This is a genomic window from Lachnospiraceae bacterium JLR.KK002 (assembly GCA_036941025.1).
GTDB lineage: Bacteria > Bacillota > Clostridia > Lachnospirales > Lachnospiraceae > Petralouisia.
Map to the genome: position 1 here is coordinate 4,193,832 of JAYMNP010000001.1, position 18,464 is coordinate 4,212,295.

An 18,464-nucleotide genomic window follows, 5' to 3' on the forward strand; every position below is an offset into this window, starting at 1 on the left:
CGGGAAAAAGTTTCCGAAGCATGTCTGCAAAATGAACATGAAAACCGGGGCGGCCGCCCGCGGTCATTGTGGAAAAGGGCCTGCAACTTATCTGGACTGCATGGTGGGGGAAGAAATGCCGGATGTGATTCTGGAAGAAATGCCGGATGTGATTCTGGAAGAAATGAGGGAAGTTGCTTCCTGGAATCTGTGCATTGCAGAAACAGCCTGTTCCTGACGTTGGAATTCCATATGGAAAAGGATGGAAAAGGATGGTCAGAATAAGGGAGAAAAGTAATGAAAAATGTGGAAATATGGTTGCAAAATGCGCAGAAAAAAGCTAAAATCTAACTAAGATTTATACAGAGGACGGGAGATGTATAAAAATAAAATGAGGAGCGGGATGGAGGATTTGTATCATGGAAATGGGTAAGTTAAATTCAGGACTGGTTTATACCAATGAAGAATGTGTTGGGTGTAATCACTGTATTTCGGCATGTCCGGTTTTTGAGGCAAATTATTCCCTGACCAAAGATGGAAAAGACCTGATTTATGTAAACGGGGATGCATGTATCCAGTGTGGCGCATGTATTGACGCATGTCATCATCATGCAAGGGATTTTCGTGATGATACGGAGCAGTTTCTGGAAGATTTGAAGAACGGAGAGCTCATCAGCCTTCTGGTGGCGCCTGCATTTATTGCAAATTATCCCGGACAGTACGGGAAGGTTCTGGGGTACCTGAAAAACCTGGGGGCCAGGCATATTATCAGCGTGAGTTTTGGAGCGGATATTACCACTTGGGGGTATCTGAATTATATTACAAAATATAATTTTAACGGAGGGATTTCTCAGCCATGTCCTGCCATTGTGGATTATATTGAGAAGTATGTGCCGGATTTGGTTCCCAAAATAGTTCCGGTGCACAGCCCCATGATGTGCGCGGCGATTTATGCGAAAAAGTATATGAATATATCGGACAAACTGGCTTTTATCGGGCCCTGTATTGCGAAGAAATCAGAGATTATGCGCCCGGATAACCGCCCGTATGTGTCTTATAATGTGACGTTCCATCATCTGATGAAAGCGTTAAAAGGCGTGAATCTGTCTTCCTGTGAGGCTGTGGATGAACTGGAATACGGCCTTGGGAGCGTATATCCCCAGCCGGGAGGATTAAAGGAAAATGTGGAACATTTTCTGGGAAAAGATGTGATGGTACGTCAGATTGAAGGGGAAAAACATGCTTATCATTTTCTGAAAGAATACGCGAAACGCGTAAAGAGCGGGAAACAGCTTCCCTTCATGGTGGATGCTCTGAACTGTACCAGCGGATGTCTCCACGGGACAGGCGTGGAGCCGGGGACTGTGGAAAATGACGACGTGCTGTTTGAGATTAACAACCAGAGAAATAAGGCAAAATCCGCCAGACAGGACAGGAAGAAAGATAAGAACAGCCCCTGGGGAAAATGGATTACATACGAAAAGCGGCTTGAGAATTTTAATGCTCAGTTTGCAGGACTGAAACTGGAAGATTTCATCTGTAAATATGAGAATAAAAATACGGGAGTTTCCGTAAGCGAACATCAGATAGAAGCAGGCTTTGAAGACATGAAAAAAGATACCAGGGAAAAACGTGAGATTGACTGCGGCGCCTGCGGATATGAGAGCTGCCGCCAGATGGCGGAAGCCGTTGCCATGGGCCTGAACCGGAGAGAAAACTGTATGCATTATGAGAAAAGCGCATTGCAGGAAGAACAGGAGCGGATGCGTGAGGTTACGGAGCAGTTAAAAGAATCACAGAAGAGAAAACAGATTCTGTATCAGGAAATTATGGATGATTTTCAGCAGATTAAGACAGCCATGGGAGAACTGGCAGAGGGCAACCAGTGTTCTGCTGAGGATGCCACCAGAATTGCCCAGGCAGTGGGCGGCATGTCTTCCTTTACGGAAATGCTGCGTGGCTCCATGCAGCAGGTGGTAGATGCGGTGCAGGGATACGATACCATGAATGAATCCATTATAAAAATCTCCAACCAGACCGGTATGCTGGCGTTGAATGCGGGAATTGAAGCCGCAAGAAGCGGAGAAGCCGGAAAGGGCTTTGCAGTAATAGCAAACCGTGTCCGGGATTTGTCGGAGCAGACCAAAACAGCCGTTGCCACCGGTAAGGAGCAGAGTACCATCCTGATTCCTGCCATACAGAAACTGGATGATGAAACGGTCCAGTTTGTACAGAATATTGAAAGCATCAATGAAGGGACTTCTGCTCTTGCGGCCAGCAGCCAGGAAATAGCGGCTCAGACGGAGATGATTGATGAGGTGGTAAACCGTATGGCGGAAAAGATGAAAGAAGTCGTAGATTAATATATTTTGAAAAAGAATCCTGCGCGGCAGGGTTCTTTTTTTTTCAGGAAATACTGCGCTACGTTAATGTGTAAAATATTTCCTGTAAGAGAAAATAATTATGCGTTTCGTGCGAATGGAAGATGTCAGGAAAGGAATTTTGTTACTTTTTTATAAAAAATGGAAACTTTTTTTGTTAAATTAGTTTCTTGCGATTTTTACAGCAGGATGTTACAATGGTGGAAACTAAAATAAGAAAAATAGTTTCCGCTTTTGTTTTATGGGACCAGGATGCTCAAAGCACCGGAATCCTTATATAAATAAAGGATTCAGAAAACAGAAGTGTGCAGGCGGGAGGAACAGGAATGGAATTACAGAAAAAAATTCTGGAAGGAACGCTGGAGGTATTTAATCAGAAAGGGCTGAAATTCACCATGGATGACCTGGCCGGGCATCTGGGAACCAGTAAGAAAACCATTTACATGGTATTCCGTGATAAAGAAGCGCTGTTTCTGGCCATGGTAGATTATCTGTTTGCCACTATTAAAGAGGCAGAACAGAATGTGGTGGAAGATGAATCCGGAAATACTCTGGAAAAAATAAGAAAGATTCTGGGAGTTCTGCCGGAGGGATACAAAGATGTGGATTTCCGCCAGTTATATATGCTGAAGGAGAAGTATCCCAGGATTTATGAAAAGGTAGAGGAGCATCTGGAAACAGGCTGGGAAACCACCATTGCTTTGCTGGAGCAGGGAATGGCGGAAGGGGTCATCCGCCCCGTTCGGATTCCCATTCTGAAAATGATGCTGGAAGCATCACTGGAACAGTTTTTCCAGCGGGATGTGCTGATACGGAACCGGATTTCCTATCAGGAAGCGTTGGACGAGGTAGTGAATATTCTGGTAGATGGCATACAACTGACTCGGGATTCACAGAAATAGATTTACGGATATTTTGTGATGGCATGTGCCGGAGATAACAGCCGTTTCGAGAGCAGGCAATTGTCTGGTTTCGGGAGGATGGAAAGGAGAAGTTATGGCAGAACGGATTTATATGAATGATGGCTGGAGATTTACAGAACATTTCAGTGAAAAACTCACGGAGGCAGGATTTGATGACAGTGCACTGGAAATCGTGCGTTTGCCTCATACCTGCCGGGAAGTGCCTTTTCACTATTTTGACGAGGAAATTTATCAGATGGTAAGCGGTTACCGCAGGGTACTTTCTGTTCCGGAAAGCTGGAAAGGAAAGAGGGTGCTGCTGACACTGGAAGGGGCTGCCCATGAGAGCGAAGTATTTCTGAACGGAAAAAAAGTGGGGGAACACCGCTGCGGTTACACAGCATTTACCCTGGATGTAAGTAAAAGTCTGAATTACGGAGCAGAAAATGTACTGGCAGTCAAAGTGGACAGCCGGGAAACATTGAATATTCCGCCCTTTGGCTATGTGGTGGATTATATGACTTACGGAGGGATTTACCGGGAAGTGTATCTGGATATTAAAAATCAGAATTATCTGAAAGACGTATTTGTACACAGTCAGGTGGAAACCGGGGCGCAGCCTGAAGTACGGGCCATAACGGAGCTGGCTTTCCGTCAGGAGGCGGAAGGATGCCGTATCCGCCAGTTTATCCGGAGAAAACCCGGAAATCCGAAGATAGATACGGAAAAAAAGCGTTCTGTATATGCGAAAGCTGAGGGAGAATACCGGAGGATTCTGGAACAGGAAGTAAGAGGAAAGAAATGGCACACGGAATTTCCGGTAGAAGGGGTGGAACTCTGGGATATTAACCATCCTGTTCTTTATGAAATCCGGACAGAACTGGTAAAAGACGGAGAAATTCTTGACGAATATGTGGTTACATACGGATTCCGGAAAGCAGAGTTCCGGGCAGACGGATTTTATCTGAACGACAGAAAACAGAAACTGCGGGGGCTGAACCGTCATCAGAGTTATCCCTATGTGGGCTATGCCATGCCCCGGTCCATGCAGGAAATGGATGCGGATATTCTGAAATGGGAACTGGGACTGAATGCGGTGCGTACTTCTCACTATCCCCAGTCCCATTATTTTCTGAATCGCTGCGACGAGCTGGGACTTCTGGTTTTTACCGAGATGCCGGGATGGCAGTATATTGGCGATGAAGACTGGCAGAACCAGGCGCTGAAAAATGTGCGGGATATGGTAAGGCAATACCGGAATCATACGTCTGTTGTACTCTGGGGCGTCCGCATCAATGAATCTCAGGATAATGACAGTTTTTACCGGAGAACCAATGCGGCGGCCCGCAAACTGGACCCATGGAGGCCCACCGGCGGCGTGCGGTTCCATAAAAAGAGCAGTCTGCTGGAAGATGTATATACTTACAATGATTTTTCCCATGACGGAACCACCGAAGGATGTGAAAAGAAATCAGCGGTTACGCCGGATTTGTCAAAAGCCTATCTTATTTCTGAATATAACGGGCATATGTATCCCACGAAATCTTCTGACTGCGAAGAGCACAGAACCGAACATGCCATCCGGCATGGGGCGGTGCTGAATGCAGTTGCAGGCCAGAAAGATATTGCAGGCAGTTTTGGCTGGTGTATGTTCGATTACAATACCCACAGGGATTTTGGAAGCGGAGACCGCATCTGTTACCACGGTGTTATGGATATGTTCCGCAATCCCAAAATTGCGGCGGATATTTATGCCTGCCAGCAGGAGCATACCCCGGTGCTGTCCATAAGTTCTTCCATGGACATTGGGGAACATCCGGGATGCAACCGGGGAAATATCTGGATTTTTACCAACGCAGACAGTGTGCGCATGTACAAAAATGACCGTTTTATCAAAAGATATACCAGGAAAGATTCTCCTTATAAAAATCTGAAGCATGGTCCCATTCTGATAGATGATTTTATTGGTTCTGTGATGGAAGAACAGGAACATTTCCGTCCGGCTCAGGCCAAAGCACTGAAAGACGCATTAAACGCAGTTGCCCGGTATGGCCTGACCCATCTGCCCAAATCCGTTTATCTGACAGCGGCAAAGCTGCTGGCCTGGTACCATATGAAACCGGATCAGATTGTAGAACTCTACAACCGTTATGTGGGAGACTGGGGCGGCACTTCCACAGAATACCGTTTTGAAGCAGTAAAAAACGGCAAGGTGGTGAAAACCGTTATCAGGAAGCCCATGACCTCGGTTCATCTGGAAGCAAAAGCGGATCACAGAACTCTGCTGGAAGGGCAGACCTATGATGTGGCGGCAGTGAGAATCCGGGCGCTGGATGAGAATGGAAATCTTCTGAGCTTCTTTCACCAGCCGGTGCAGCTGGAAGTACAGGGAAATGCAGAACTTATCGGGCCACGCGTGATTTCCCTGCAGGGAGGCATGGGCGGAACTTATGTGAAAACTGCCGGGACTCCGGGAAAAGCGGTGTTGAAAATAAAGACTGCGCAGGCGGAAGAAGTGAATCTCATCTTTGAAATAAAAATTTCTGAGAAAGACAGGAGGAAATTATGAAATTAACAGGCAGAGAAAAAGTATCGTATGGTCTGGGAGCAGTGGGAAAAGATATGGTTTATATGCTTTCAGCCAGCTACGTTTTGTATTATTATCAGGATATTCTGGGAGTCAGTGCCATTGCCATGGGGATGATTCTGCTGGCAGCCCGTATCTTCGATGCATTTAACGATCCTGTTATGGGAGTAATTGTGGCCAGAACCAGAACACCATGGGGAAAGTTCCGTCCGTGGCTGCTGGCCGGAACATTGCTGAATGCAGCAGTGCTGTACCTGATGTTTTCCGCCCCGCCTTCTCTGGAAGGCAGCGGTCTTGTGGCTTATGCGGCAGCTGCTTATGTGGTGTGGGGTGTGACGTATACCATGATGGACATTCCTTACTGGTCCATGATTCCGGCCTTTACCCGGAGCGGAAAAGAGCGGGAGGGCCTCTCCACACTGGCCCGTTCCTGCGCCGGCGTGGGTTCTGCGATCATTACGATTATTACCATGCTGTGCGTGCCTTTGCTGGGAAAAGGAAATGAACGTCTGGGATTTCAGAGATTTGCGCTGCTCATAGCAGTGTTGTTTGTGATATTTATTTTGATTACCTGTATCAATATCCGGGAAAAATCCACGGTGGATGTGGAATCTCCGGGCGTGGGCCAGATGTTCCGCGCACTGGTACAGAATGACCAGGCAATGACCGTGGTATTTACCATTGTACTGATAAACTGCTCCATTTATATTACCTCCAATCTGGTGATTTATTTCTTTAAGTATGATTTTGGCGGCCCCGACTGGAATAGCAGTTACACCCTGTTCAATACGTTTGGAGGAGCCATACAGATTTTGTCCATGATGCTGTTTTTCCCCCTGCTTCGGAAGCTGCTCAGCGCCATACAGGTGTTTTATATCAGTTTTTTCATGGCTGTTGCCGGATATGCAGTGCTGCTGATTCTGTCTTTTACCAGCATGTCCAGTGTGTATTTGCTGTTTATTCCGGGATTTTTTATTTTTGCGGCCAATGGTATGCTGTCGGTGCTGACCACCGTATTTCTGGCCAACACGGTGGATTACGGGGAATGGAAAAATCACAGAAGAGACGAGAGCGTGATTTTCTCCATGCAGACCTTTGTGGTGAAACTGGCTTCCGGTGTGGCGGCTCTGATAGCATCAGTCTGCCTGTCAGTCTGCAATCTGAGTAATGATACTTCGCTGGAAACGGAAACGGCCGCGGCTTCTTCCGTGGCGGGGCTGCGCATGACCATGACAGTAGTTCCCATTGCAGGGCTTTTACTTGCATTGCTGCTGTTTCGGAAAAAGTATATCCTTACGGATGAAAAGATGGAAGAGATATCCGGGAGGAGCTTATCATGATACAGAATCTGCATCCGTTTTTTATACTTCATACCCGCCGGACTACTTATTGTTTCCGTGTACTGGAAACAGGACATCTGGAACATCTTTATTATGGCAGAAAAATCACCCTGCCCAAAGGGGAATCAGCGGCTGCCCTGACTGAAAAACATGTATTTGCGCCGGGCAATACCAATATATACGACAGGGAACACGGAGAGTTTTCTCTGGAGGATATATGTCTGGAAATGTCTTCATATGGAAAAGGAGATATTCGGGAACCTTTTCTGGAAGTGGTGCATGAGGACGGCAGCAGCACGTCGGATTTTCTTTTTGAAAAAGGGGAGATTACCAGGGGAAAAGAAGAATTCTGTACATTGCCCGGTTCCTGCGGCAGGCCGGAGCAGGTGGAACATCTGTGCCTGACGTTAAAAGACAGGCAGTATGATGTAAGGCTGGAACTGCATTATTATGTATTTCCGGACTGTGATGTGATTACCCGCAGCGCCCGGCTGATTAATGACAGTAAAGCCAGGATAAAGCTGAAGCGCCTTTTGAGCGTCCAGGTTGATTTTGACGGCGCAGACTATGTTATTACCGGATTTCATGGGGCCTGGGCCAGAGAAATGAAGCGGACGGATACCAGAGTGACAGCAGGAAAGTATGTAAATGATTCCTGTACCGGAACTTCTTCCAGCCGGGCCAATCCTTTTGTCATGATAAGCCGGGAAGAAACAGGTGAGGACTTCGGAGACTGCTATGGATTTAATCTGATTTACAGCGGGAATCACTATGAGGCAGTGGAAGTAAGCGGATATGGGAAAACAAGGTTTGTGGCAGGTATCAATCCACGGTTCTTTTGTTATGTGCTGGAACCGGGACAGGAATTTGAAGCGCCGGAGGCAGTGATGACTTATTCCCACGAAGGATATAACGGAATGAGCCGGAATATGCATCAGTTTGTGCGGGAACATATCGTACGGGGCGAGTGGAAGCACAAAATCCGCCCGGTGCTGCTGAACAGCTGGGAAGCCGCTTATTTCGACATTAACGAGAGAAAACTGCTGCGGCTGGCAAAAGCCGGAAAAGAGGCGGGCATTGAGCTGTTTGTCATGGATGACGGATGGTTTGGAAACCGGAATGACGATACCAGTTCTCTGGGAGACTGGCAGGTCAATAAGAAAAAGCTGCCCGGCGGACTGGAAGGTATCAGCAGGAAGATAAGGGCTATGGGGCTTGGATTCGGTATCTGGGCAGAGCCGGAAATGGTCAGTGTGGACAGCAATCTGTACAGGGCACATCCGGAATGGGTGCTGCAGATTCCGGGAAAACCCCATGCGGAAGGCCGGAATCAGAGGATTCTGGATTTGACCCGGAGGGAGGTACAGGATTATATCATAGAGGAGATGAGCAGGACATTTTCTTCCGGAGAGATTTCCTATGTGAAATGGGATATGAACCGGACGTTTACAGATTACTTTTCCGGCAGTCTGGAGGCAGAACGACAGGGAGAAGTGGCTCACCGTTATGTACTGGGGCTGTATCGCTGTATGAAAATTCTCACAGAACGGTTTCCCCATATTCTGTTTGAAGGCTGCAGCGCCGGAGGAAATCGGTTTGATTTGGGAATCCTGTGTTATTTTCCCCAGATTTGGGCCAGTGACGACACAGACGCTCTCTGCCGGGCGGAAATTCAGACCGGGTACAGTTATGGTTATCCAATGTCTGTAATCAGCGCTCATGTTTCTGCCTGTCCCAATCATCAGACATTGCGCAGCACGCCTCTGGAGACACGGTTTCATGTGGCCTGTTTTGGGCTCTGCGGCTATGAATGTAATTTCTGCGATATGAAAAAGGAAGAACTGGACGCGGTGAAAGCACAGATTGCACTGTATAAAGAGTGGCGGGAGGTACTTCAAACAGGTAATTTCTACCGGGGAAGGACTTTTACAGGCAAATCGTCAACCGGAAGCTGTCTGAGCCAGGACACCGGAAATATCATGGAATGGACCTGCGTGTCTCAGGATCAGACGAAAGCGGTGGGATTTCTCATGCAGAAACTGGCGTTTCCCAATACTCAGTCTGCGTATTATCGGGCCAGCGGGCTGGCGCCGGAACTGCGCTATCACTTCTATAACCGAAAACTGAAATATGACATCAGAGAGTTTGGAGATCTGGTTAATACGGTTGCGCCTCTGCACATCCGCCAGGATTCTATGCTGCACAGTCTGGCAGCAAAATTCGTCCGTCTGGAGGGAGAAACAGAAGACTGTAATGCATATGGAGATACACTGATGTACAGCGGCGTAAAGCTGAAACAGGGCTTCAGCGGCAACGGGTATAACGAAGAAGTACGCCACTTCCCGGATTTTGCTTCCCGCATTTACTTTATGGAAAGTTTCTGACTGCAGATTTCGGAATATACTGCCGGAAATTTCGGAATATACTGCCGGAAATTTCGGATAACACTTCCGTAAATACGGAAATTATGGGATTGGGATTAATATTTTCAGAGTAAACCGGCCGTTTTCGTATCTGGTAATCAGCTCTCCTCCGTATTTTTCCGTTGCTTTCTGCATATTGGAGATGCCGAAACCATGGAGAAATCTGTCCTGTTTCGCAGTGGAGGCCGCTCTGTCTTTCTTTATACAACTGTTTTCCAGCAGGACGAAAAAGAAATTCTGTACCCGTCCTGCTTTCATCAGAATGGCTCCCTGCCCTTTAGGGAGCTTTTCGCTTGCCTCAATGGCGTTGTCCAGGCTGTTGCCGAAAATCGTGCTGATATCCAGCGGCTCTATAAAGTCCATACCGTTCAAATCGGCGGCAACGGAGAATTCCAGATGCTTTTCTCTGGCAAGCCGGGATTTTTCCTTCAGGATAATATCTAAAATTTCATTGCCCGTATGGACATAGTCTTCATATAGTTCCAGTTCCCGCTGTAATTTTTCCACCATTTGCGAAGTATTCGCCGGCGGGTCAGACCGTTCCAGTACCAGCAGATGATTTTTCATATCGTGGCAGATGGACTGCACCCGTTCTTCGTCATCCAGCCGCTCCCGGTAGTATGCCTGTTTCATCTCCAGTTCCTGTGCATGGTAAGCGGTTCGGACAGAAGTACAGATATAAGAACTCAGGTACAGACAGCCAAAACCGGAAAATATGGACGCCCCGCAGATTGGGTAAACAATCAGCGGATTTTCCGGCATAAAATAGATAATGATAAAGATTGCAATAAAGGGAGCCAGCATCAGGACGTCAACCATAAGCCACATATTTACGGTCAGGTCAGAAGTAATCTGCTGCAGATATTTTTTCAGAATCTGCCACGCGAAAAGCCAGAATAAAAGCCTGAGCAGCAGAGACAACGTATAAAAGGCTGTGCTGAGACAAAACAGCTCCCTGGTCCATCCCGATGATTCCGGAGAAGCTCCGGTTACCAGGAAAAAACATCTGCTCCCAATATCATGCATAAGATAATTTACTGCAATCAGGGAGGGATAAAAGACCAGCACGGAAGTTATTTTCTTTGTCCGGTGTCCCTGATGAAAAATAGAAATATATACAATCATTCCCAGTAAGGTTCCCAGAAGATTGGGAAGATCGTTGGAATAAATTACCATGGTGGCCAGTATGCTGCATACAAAAAACGCGGCCAGGCGCAGGGGAAAACGTCTGCGCAGCGGCAAAAATGCGTGAATCATCCGGAAAAATACGAATACATAGCCCCATTCCAGGAAAAAAGAACAGATTTCCAAACATCGAATCATAACAACTCTCCTCCGGCAGTATGAAAAGTCAGCAATGATGCGTAGCTCGCGGAGAGGAAATTTATTGCCAGGCAATCCGCTCGCGCGCGGAGAATGCGCAGTGCGCATTCTTTTTTATTATATAAAAATATTTACCGGAAATCAAGATTCCCTGTTATCCCTGCAGCAGGCCGATGCCCGGCTGTAGGAAAAAACAGAAAGGAAGCAGAAGGTCAGAGGCCGGAAACATCCGGTCAGATTCTGATAATAATTAATCAGAACGGGGCATTCCCGGTACCGGAAAATGGTTTCAAGCTGTGTGCCCATGGTTTCCCATAAGGTTCCCCAGCCTTCCAGATCTGACCATGCACCGGGCAGCAGCCATCGGGGAAAATCCGCCGCTTCGGCAAACAACTCCATTTTTATAAATCCCAGGAACAACAGCAGGCAGATTCCATAAAGCCATGGGCTTTGAACAGAGGGAGGGGACTTTTTGAATTTTGCAAAAAAGAACAGCATTATACCGGTAAAAAACAGAAACGATATGATATAAACCATCCATTTCAGCAGGTTTATATCAACTGTTTCATTATAGTACGGAACAGGAAATTCTGTTTCGTGAGACGCCGGGACTTTTCGGCTGCCGGATGTCACGATAAAAAGCCCTTCTTTGTCCGCGGTAAAGATGTTCCGGTATGTGTCCCGTCTTCTGTATGCTTCTGCCAGCGTCCGGCCGGAGACGGAATCCTGCTCAAACAGGTATATCACAGCTTCTTCCCGGCTGTCCAGTTCCCGAAAGTGAATGTGAAATTGCAGAAAACTCAAAAGGAACAGAGCTGCGGACAGAAACATACCAAGATGGGGAAAAAAGTTGTCTTTGGTCAGTCTTCGATGATTCGTATGCGGTCACCTTCCTTTATGGCTTTGCTGGCGGTTACAATGATCTGGTCTGTGGGAGAAAGGCCTTCCACTGCCGCATACTCGCTGTTTTTTTCCAGAACAGTGACAGGAACGTATTCGGCGGTGGAACAAAGGCCCAAAATGGTGGGGGATTCTGTGACTTTTATGACAAAATCCCCGGATTCCCGGCTGTGCAGGGCCGACAGGGGGACGCAGCAGGGCCAGATTCTGCTTTCTCCCGTCAAATCCAGAACTGCTTCTCCGGAACGGGATATTTCCTGACCATCCAAATCAGCAGTAATACGGCAGGCGCCGCCTTCCTCCTGTGAGACGCCGGTGATTTTCACGGACTTTTCAGGTATGCCGCCATCCTGCATACGGAGAATGCCCTCCATGTTTTCTTCCAGGAGGGGAATTCCGGTATCATTGAGGCTGCTTTCGGATGAACTGTTCTGGTATGACATATCTTCCTCTGAAACAGCTTCATTCAGTGTGCCTTCAAACCGGAAGGACTGGCTGAAATCTCCGAGGATAATCGCCGGCTCCGGGGAAGTAATACTTCCGGTGGAAATGCTGCATTCCAGAATCTGTCCGTCGTATTGGGCATAAACGCTGCCTTCTGCCTGACTCAGTTCCTTTAATTCCTGCAGGGTACGATTCTGGTTTTCCAGGTCTGCCTGCAGCAGGTCGGCAGTGTGGTCTTCCGTCAGCGGAAGGCTGGCGTCTTCTATCTGACGGGCGGCTGCTTTCAGAGATTTGTTCCGGGCAGCCACAGCTTCTTCGCAGCATTTCTGTTTTTCACGGCAGATGTCCTCCAGTTCTTCCCGTTTCCTGTTCCAGGCCTCCAGGGGACTTTCCGTTTCTGCCGGATTGTTTTCCTGTGAATCCGGGCTGTCTTCTGCCGGGCTGTTTTCCTGTGAATCCGGACTGCTTTCTGCCGGGCTGTTTTCCTGTGAATCCGAGCTGTTTTCCTGTGAATTCAGGGTATCTGCTTTCGGAGCTGATTTCTGCGAATTCAGCGTTTCCTCCGGCTTCTGGCTTTCGTGCAGGGCCAGCTCATTTTGAGCCTGTTCCAGTTCAAGATAAGCGGCGGTGACAGCGGCCTCGGATTCTGCTGCAGTATCATCGTAATCCTCCTGTGCCCGGTTTAAATCGAGTTCATGCTGACGGGTCTGGCTGTTTTGGGATGATTTCAGATCTGCGATTTGCAGCTTCAGTTTTTCCATTTCCTGTTCGGTCTTTCGGATATTGTCCTGCAGGTCTTTGGGGTCTGCGGAGAACAGCAGGTCTCCCTTTGCAACAATGTCGTTTTTCTGTACCTGTACCTGTCCGATTCTGAGATTTTCCGGGCAGTAAACAGCGTATTGATTTTCAGGAACAACGCGTCCCTGGATTTCCAGCGGGTATTGCAGTTTCATGGTTTCCGGGGAGGTTATCTGAACCTGGGGAATCATAAAGGAATCCGCAGCTCTGGATATGACAGTCATCACTGCCATTCCCACAAGAAAAACAGAGATGGCGTGAAACTGCCGGTTCCGGAAAAATATTCTGTTTAATGGTTTCCATTTCATGTCGTTCAGCTCCTTTCCGGATGTTTCGGAACCATGGTGCCAATGCCCTTTTCCAGTTCCTCCCGTTCCTGAAAGATAATCAGAATCATGGGAAGGAGTACCAGGAAGGAAAATACAAAGGTGTACTGGATACTGTTCTGGCTGATATTGGGAATGTAGAGGGAAAAGGGCCAGAGGGAGGGAGTTTTCAGGAAAATCAGCGGCTGCTCCAGCAGGTTCCAGTATTCCAGGACGCCCAGCAGCAGAGCGGCTTTGACGCCGGGCATGGCCAGCGGAAGGCCCATGTGCAGGAACATCCGGAGATGGCTGCTGCTGTCCAGGGAAAATGCCTCAAAAATTTCTTCCGGTATTCCGATAAAGTACTGGTAAATCAGAAACACCGGGAAAGTGGAAAACACAGCGGGCAGAATGACGGCGCTGTGGCTGTCCATTATGCCAAGACGGTCAATGACCATATAGGCGGATACCATGGTAACCTGAAAAGGCAGCAGCATTAAAATGGTGTACAGATAAAACAGCAGGCTGCTCAGCTTTCCATGCCAGCGGGAAAATCCCCAGGCGGCGGGAACAGAACACAATAACTGACCTGCTACAATGCAAAACGTCAGTTTGACGGAATTCCAGAACACCACATAGAATTCCGGCGTGTCCAGAAGCACTTCCAGGTAACCTCTCAGGGTGGGGAAGGCCGGGAACAGAGGAAAAAAACTCTGTCCCTGCCCTTCAAACATTCCTTTCAGGTAAAAGGCAAGTTCCTGTCTGCCGGTAATGGAGCCGGTCCACAGCAGAAATACCGGCAGACAGGCCAGAATACACAGCAGGAACAGAACCAGACGTTTAAGTATTGAGAGAATCAAAATTTCCACCTCCTTTTTTGCGGAACGGAATGACCAGCACTGCGAACATGCATACGATGACCACAGCAGCCGCAGACATTTTGTCCATGGCCATGTCCCGGAACCAGTTGTGGAACATGTGCTGTATCATGTAAATGCTTCTGTCCGGGTATTCTCCGGACAGAAGATAGCTTTCCCGGTAGGATTTGAAAGCTCCGGTAAGAGCCAGAATCAGCACTGCGGAGGCCATGGGTTTCAGCCCCGGCAGGGTCACATACCGAAACCGGGCCAGAGGGCCGGCTCCGTCCAGAGCAGCCGCTTCGTACAGGCTTTTTGGAATACCCTGAAGGCCTGTGAGCCATAAAATCACATAATATCCCATATTTTTCCAGAGAAAGCTGAAAGTGAGCACTGCAAATGCCCAGGAGGAATGGAGCCAGTCAGCGGAAAGGTGCAGGACACTGTTCAGAATTCCGAACGGGTGAAACAGCATGTTCCAGACAAAGACCAGGGAGGCAGTGGGAACCGCCATGGGCAGCAGACAGCATTTTTTATACCATATGCAGGATGTATCATGTCCGAAATGCACCATGTTTGCCAGCAGCAGAGACAGAGCCAGCAGAAGGGGAATGGAAACACTTAAGAATTTCAGTGTATTCCCCATGGCCAGACGGAAAGCTGCGTTTTTCCATATCATTTTGTAATTGTCAAATCCGGTGAACCTGCTGACAGTAAGACTGGTAAAGGATCTTCGTACCACATCCCCGAAGGGAAGAAATACAAAGACGGAAACGCCCAGCAGGCTGGGCAGAAGGAACAGAAAGTCCCTCTGCGCGGCGAGTATTTTTTTCATGGGATGCTCCATTTCTTCCGACCGTGAGCCGGAGACAGAATCACTCTGCAATGCCGGATTCTGCCAGATACAGTTCCAGTGTCTGGATGATTTCGTTTACAGTTTCCTCCAGAGATTTGCCTCCGGACAAATATGCCCTGCCTTTTTCTGTGACGGCGGCAAGCACCAGAGCATCTTCCATGGCCGGAGTATCCAGCCTGGAAACCTGTTGTTTCAGCCTGTCAAATTCTTCCTGAGAAGGCCAGCGAAACGTGCCGCCCAGTGTCTGGAAAAGAGTTTCGTATTCTTCCAGTTTTTCCGGGGCTGGTTCTTCGGTCATGGTTTCCCAGACTTTTTTATGGACTGGAAACGCGGGGAATACAGGCAGGGAACCGTCAATAAATTTCATCTGTTCTTCTTCGCTGAGTATAAATTCCAGAAATTCCCCGGCTAAATCTGTCTGCCTGGATGTTCCGTTGATTCCTGCCAGCAGAGAAGTAAACACATGCTCCGGAAATGATTTCCAGTTCAGGGCCTGTCCCGGCATATGGTCGGAAATGGCGGTGAAGTCCTTAACAGCGCCCATATAGCCCGCGGACGCAGCGGTATTTCCGTACACGATATTCCAGACATTTACACTGGAATAAGAGGAATCATAAGCAGGAGTGTTTTCCTCTTTGGGATATACGGAATCAAAGGGAACCCAGGGTTCACCTTCTTCCGGCTGCAGCAGGTCGTTCAGTTCTTTGTTGCATTGTAGCAGTTTCCTTACCGCTTCTCTGGAAATGGCTCCGTCTTCTTTTTGGACGTCCTGCCAGAAAATACTGAAGGTATAGGGCAGGAAGTTTTCAGCTTCCAGAATGGGCAGAGGCTCTGTGTCTCTGACCATGTTCACTAATTCTTCCGGAGAATCCACCTGGGAAATCAGAGTTTCTTCCCCTGTCAGTATGGGCAGGGAAAAGCTGACGGGTACCGCATACTGTCTGCCTTCTGTTTCAAAAGCAGCAAAAAGGTTCTGGAACACCTGGGTTTGCGGCATGGTTTCCAGGCTGTTTAAGTCCAGAAGGATATCCTGCCGGGCATAGGAGTTCCAGGGAAGGCCGTTCAGGAACAGAACATCCGGTCCCTTTCCGGCCATGATTTCCGTGTTCAGAATATTGATGGCGTCGGATTCGCTTTTTGCACCGGAATGTTCCATGCCTGTTTCGTAAGTTACCAGCACATTCGGGTGGGTGGAATGAAAATCGGAAATCAGTCTGTGTACGTTCCAGGTGTCATACAAAGAATAAATTTTCAGCTCCTGTTCCGGCTGGGTGGGCAAATCCGGATCGTATTCGTATCGCAGCAGCTTCAGTCCGTCAGAGGCAGTGGTTTCCAGAAACATCAGAAATACAGTTTCATCTGCCTGGCAGAAATATCGTATGGTGGAGCTGATATCGGAAAAACTGCTTACATTGCCGTCCACCAGAAGTTCTGTCAGGGACATGGTATCATCGGAACTGTAAATTCCCGTTTCGTTACAGTAATAAAATTTCTGTTTTTCCAAATCCGAATCCATCAGCCTTAAGAACATGGTTCCGGCGGGAAGTGTGGTTTCCGTCAGTTCTGCCCCGTCTGCAGGATTCAGGGTTTTGATGGTTCCGTCGTATTCATTCAGGAAGAGTGTGTTCCCGCTGCGTTTGAGTTCTGCGTTTCCTGTATCGCGCTTCCAGTTTGCAACGCCGTCGTCCGAATGAAAGGACATAATCTGCGAAGTCTGTGTTTCTCCGGTTCCGAGCTGGAGGATACCGATGAGTGTTCCGTCTTCGGAACAGACCATGTTCCTCAGTCCATAGCCTGCTTTTAAATATGCATCCTCCGGTTTTGGAAGCTCCAGGGAGACAGGTTCTGTCCGGAGTCCTTCCGGCGTCTCCTCCAGTCTGAAATATTCGTATGCTCCTGTTGCATGATATTCATCCAGCGGGTCTTCTGATATTTTTCCGGCGGAGACGAAAATGGTGTTTTCCGGGGCAAAGCAGGCGGACACTACCCGGTAATTTTCCGGCAGCCATGAGATATCCCAGGGTTCTTGCTGCCAGGAAGCGCCTGTATCCTGGCTTTTGCAGCAGCAGAAATCCCCAGGTTTCTGCTCCAGCAGAATACGCATGGAGCCCTCCTTTTTTTCAAAATCAAATATGGTCTGTACCGGTACCGGAAATGAAATGGTTTCTTCCCGGTACCTGCCTGTGGCAGTTTCTGGCTGCGCTTTTGAATCTTCCTTTTGGGCGGCGGGTTTTTCCTGCTTTTTCAGAGGTTCGCTTCCAGGCGAGCTGCAGCCGGCAGTAAGCAGAGACAGCAGCCCGGCAAGTAAGAATGAAAGTTTTCGTTTCATAGAGTTGTTCTCCTTCCTCAGATGGCTTTGACTTCAGACAATTGCGAAACTATCCGGTTATCAAAATTTCATGTATAATTTCTGCACTTTCCATGAAATATTTTCATCATACAAAAAGGCCGAAATGCATTTCTTACCTTTTGTATGAGAAAATATTTGTATTCAAATTTTTCAAATTGCACATGAAATTAGTACAATTATTGAGTTTCACAATTACCTGTATGGTTTTGACTTGCTGTCATCTTATCACGGGGCGGCGGGAAAGTCCTCTAAGACTTCTCTAAGGGCTTTTAGAATAATAACGGGGGAATATAACCGAAAGAGTGTACGATTCCCATGGGGATTGATGTTCTGATCTGTGCATTCATACAAGGACAAGCGGAACGCTTGCATACCGCAGGCAAAAGCGGTATACTATATAGCGAAAGGATGTGGTTTAGATGGCAAGGACATCAAATGTATTCGCGCGTGTGGAGCCGGAGATCAAAGAGCAGGCGGAACGGGTGCTTGAACAGCTTGGGATACCAATGTCAAATGCAGTTGGCATGTTTTTAAGGCAGGTCGTGCTCCAGCAGGGCATCCCGTTTGAAATGAAGCTGCCAAAGAAGGCGCCTCCTGCATACGGCTCTCTTACAAAGGAGCAGTTTGACACAGAGATAGGAAAAGGCATGGAGGATATACGGGAAGGCAGGGTATATTCAGCGGATGCAGTGGAAGAAGGAATGCGGCGGGACTATGGGATATGAGCTGGAACATTGTGTACACGGCCAGGGCGAGGCATGATTTGAGGGATATATACGAGTATATTGCATATGAGCTGCTTGTGCCGGAAACGGCAGCGAGACAGACGCAGCGGATTATGAAGGAAATCCGCACTCTTAATGTATTTTTCAGTTTTTGTATATAAAAATATTTACTCTTACTTTTCTGAATTGTATATGAAATTTTGAAAATACAGGGGTTTTGCAATTACCTGTACGGCTTTGACCTGCGTAGCAGTCCGCCTGTTATTCTGATTTGCAATAATGCTGATATAATTC

The 18,464-nt window shown here is 47.8% G+C and carries 13 protein-coding genes; 7 read left to right on the plus strand and 6 right to left on the minus strand.

Annotated elements, in window-relative coordinates:
• Positions 1–31 precede the first annotated feature (31 nt).
• The 6 genes from VSQ32_20485 (at position 32) to VSQ32_20510 (ending at position 9,573) form a co-directional block, all read left to right on the plus strand.
• Complete coding sequence (locus tag VSQ32_20485) at positions 32–217, plus strand: hypothetical protein (GenBank protein ID MEH2945144.1); 186 nt, start codon at positions 32–34, stop codon at positions 215–217.
• Between the two features lie 181 nt (positions 218–398).
• On the plus strand, positions 399–2,342 hold the full coding sequence (locus tag VSQ32_20490) for a [Fe-Fe] hydrogenase large subunit C-terminal domain-containing protein (GenBank protein MEH2945145.1): 1,944 nt from the start codon (positions 399–401) through the stop codon (positions 2,340–2,342).
• Positions 2,343–2,686: 344 nt separating this feature from the next.
• Positions 2,687–3,262 (plus strand): TetR/AcrR family transcriptional regulator, encoded by a 576-nt coding sequence (locus tag VSQ32_20495; protein MEH2945146.1) that lies wholly within the window; start codon positions 2,687–2,689, stop codon positions 3,260–3,262.
• Between the two features lie 94 nt (positions 3,263–3,356).
• Positions 3,357–5,831: a glycoside hydrolase family 2 TIM barrel-domain containing protein gene (locus VSQ32_20500; GenBank protein ID MEH2945147.1), complete on the plus strand. Its 2,475-nt coding sequence runs from the start codon at positions 3,357–3,359 to the stop codon at positions 5,829–5,831.
• A complete protein-coding gene (locus VSQ32_20505) occupies positions 5,828–7,189 on the plus strand; it encodes a glycoside-pentoside-hexuronide (GPH):cation symporter (GenBank protein ID MEH2945148.1) in 1,362 nt (453 codons plus the stop codon). Before VSQ32_20500 ends, VSQ32_20505 begins: the two co-directional genes overlap by 4 nt.
• Entirely contained in the window at positions 7,186–9,573 is a 2,388-nt protein-coding gene (locus VSQ32_20510; protein MEH2945149.1) for an alpha-galactosidase, read from the plus strand. Before VSQ32_20505 ends, VSQ32_20510 begins: the two co-directional genes overlap by 4 nt.
• A gap of 81 nt (positions 9,574–9,654) precedes the next feature.
• On the opposite strand, the gene VSQ32_20515 is transcribed toward VSQ32_20510, so the two are convergent.
• The 6 genes from VSQ32_20515 to VSQ32_20540 form a co-directional block, all read right to left on the minus strand.
• Positions 9,655–10,935 (minus strand): ATP-binding protein, encoded by a 1,281-nt coding sequence (locus VSQ32_20515; GenBank protein ID MEH2945150.1) that lies wholly within the window; start codon positions 10,933–10,935, stop codon positions 9,655–9,657.
• Between the two features lie 141 nt (positions 10,936–11,076).
• Positions 11,077–11,739: a hypothetical protein gene (locus VSQ32_20520; protein ID MEH2945151.1), complete on the minus strand. Its 663-nt coding sequence runs from the start codon at positions 11,737–11,739 to the stop codon at positions 11,077–11,079.
• A gap of 56 nt (positions 11,740–11,795) precedes the next feature.
• Positions 11,796–13,385, minus strand: a complete 1,590-nt coding sequence (locus tag VSQ32_20525; GenBank protein ID MEH2945152.1) for an efflux RND transporter periplasmic adaptor subunit — start codon at positions 13,383–13,385, stop codon at positions 11,796–11,798.
• Between the two features lie 5 nt (positions 13,386–13,390).
• The gene (locus VSQ32_20530; GenBank protein MEH2945153.1) at positions 13,391–14,251 is read right to left on the minus strand and encodes a carbohydrate ABC transporter permease; all 861 of its coding nucleotides are present in this window, start codon (positions 14,249–14,251) and stop codon (positions 13,391–13,393) included.
• A complete protein-coding gene (locus VSQ32_20535) occupies positions 14,223–15,074 on the minus strand; it encodes a sugar ABC transporter permease (protein ID MEH2945154.1) in 852 nt (283 codons plus the stop codon). The genes VSQ32_20530 and VSQ32_20535 overlap by 29 nt, the downstream gene beginning before the upstream one ends.
• A 40-nt stretch (positions 15,075–15,114) precedes the next feature.
• The gene (locus VSQ32_20540) at positions 15,115–17,424 is read right to left on the minus strand and encodes an ABC transporter substrate-binding protein (GenBank protein MEH2945155.1); all 2,310 of its coding nucleotides are present in this window, start codon (positions 17,422–17,424) and stop codon (positions 15,115–15,117) included.
• A gap of 440 nt (positions 17,425–17,864) precedes the next feature.
• Between VSQ32_20540 and VSQ32_20545 the strand changes: the two genes are divergently transcribed.
• Entirely contained in the window at positions 17,865–18,170 is a 306-nt protein-coding gene (locus VSQ32_20545; GenBank protein ID MEH2945156.1) for a type II toxin-antitoxin system RelB/DinJ family antitoxin, read from the plus strand.
• The last annotated feature ends 294 nt before the right edge of the window (positions 18,171–18,464 follow it).

What these genes read in the sequence shown, in the direction of transcription:
- VSQ32_20525 (MEH2945152.1), bottom strand. Translation starts at nt 13,385, where the DNA reads ATGAAATGGAAACCATTAAACAGAATATTTTTCCGGAACCGGCAGTTT.
- VSQ32_20505 (MEH2945148.1), top strand. Translation starts at nt 5,828, where the DNA reads ATGAAATTAACAGGCAGAGAAAAAGTATCGTATGGTCTGGGAGCAGTG.
- VSQ32_20545 (MEH2945156.1), top strand. Translation starts at nt 17,865, where the DNA reads ATGGCAAGGACATCAAATGTATTCGCGCGTGTGGAGCCGGAGATCAAA.
- VSQ32_20540 (MEH2945155.1), bottom strand. Translation starts at nt 17,424, where the DNA reads ATGAAACGAAAACTTTCATTCTTACTTGCCGGGCTGCTGTCTCTGCTT.
- VSQ32_20495 (MEH2945146.1), top strand. Translation starts at nt 2,687, where the DNA reads ATGGAATTACAGAAAAAAATTCTGGAAGGAACGCTGGAGGTATTTAAT.
- VSQ32_20510 (MEH2945149.1), top strand. Translation starts at nt 7,186, where the DNA reads ATGATACAGAATCTGCATCCGTTTTTTATACTTCATACCCGCCGGACT.
- VSQ32_20535 (MEH2945154.1), bottom strand. Translation starts at nt 15,074, where the DNA reads ATGAAAAAAATACTCGCCGCGCAGAGGGACTTTCTGTTCCTTCTGCCC.
- VSQ32_20515 (MEH2945150.1), bottom strand. Translation starts at nt 10,935, where the DNA reads ATGATTCGATGTTTGGAAATCTGTTCTTTTTTCCTGGAATGGGGCTAT.
- VSQ32_20485 (MEH2945144.1), top strand. Translation starts at nt 32, where the DNA reads ATGAACATGAAAACCGGGGCGGCCGCCCGCGGTCATTGTGGAAAAGGG.
- VSQ32_20490 (MEH2945145.1), top strand. Translation starts at nt 399, where the DNA reads ATGGAAATGGGTAAGTTAAATTCAGGACTGGTTTATACCAATGAAGAA.
- VSQ32_20500 (MEH2945147.1), top strand. Translation starts at nt 3,357, where the DNA reads ATGGCAGAACGGATTTATATGAATGATGGCTGGAGATTTACAGAACAT.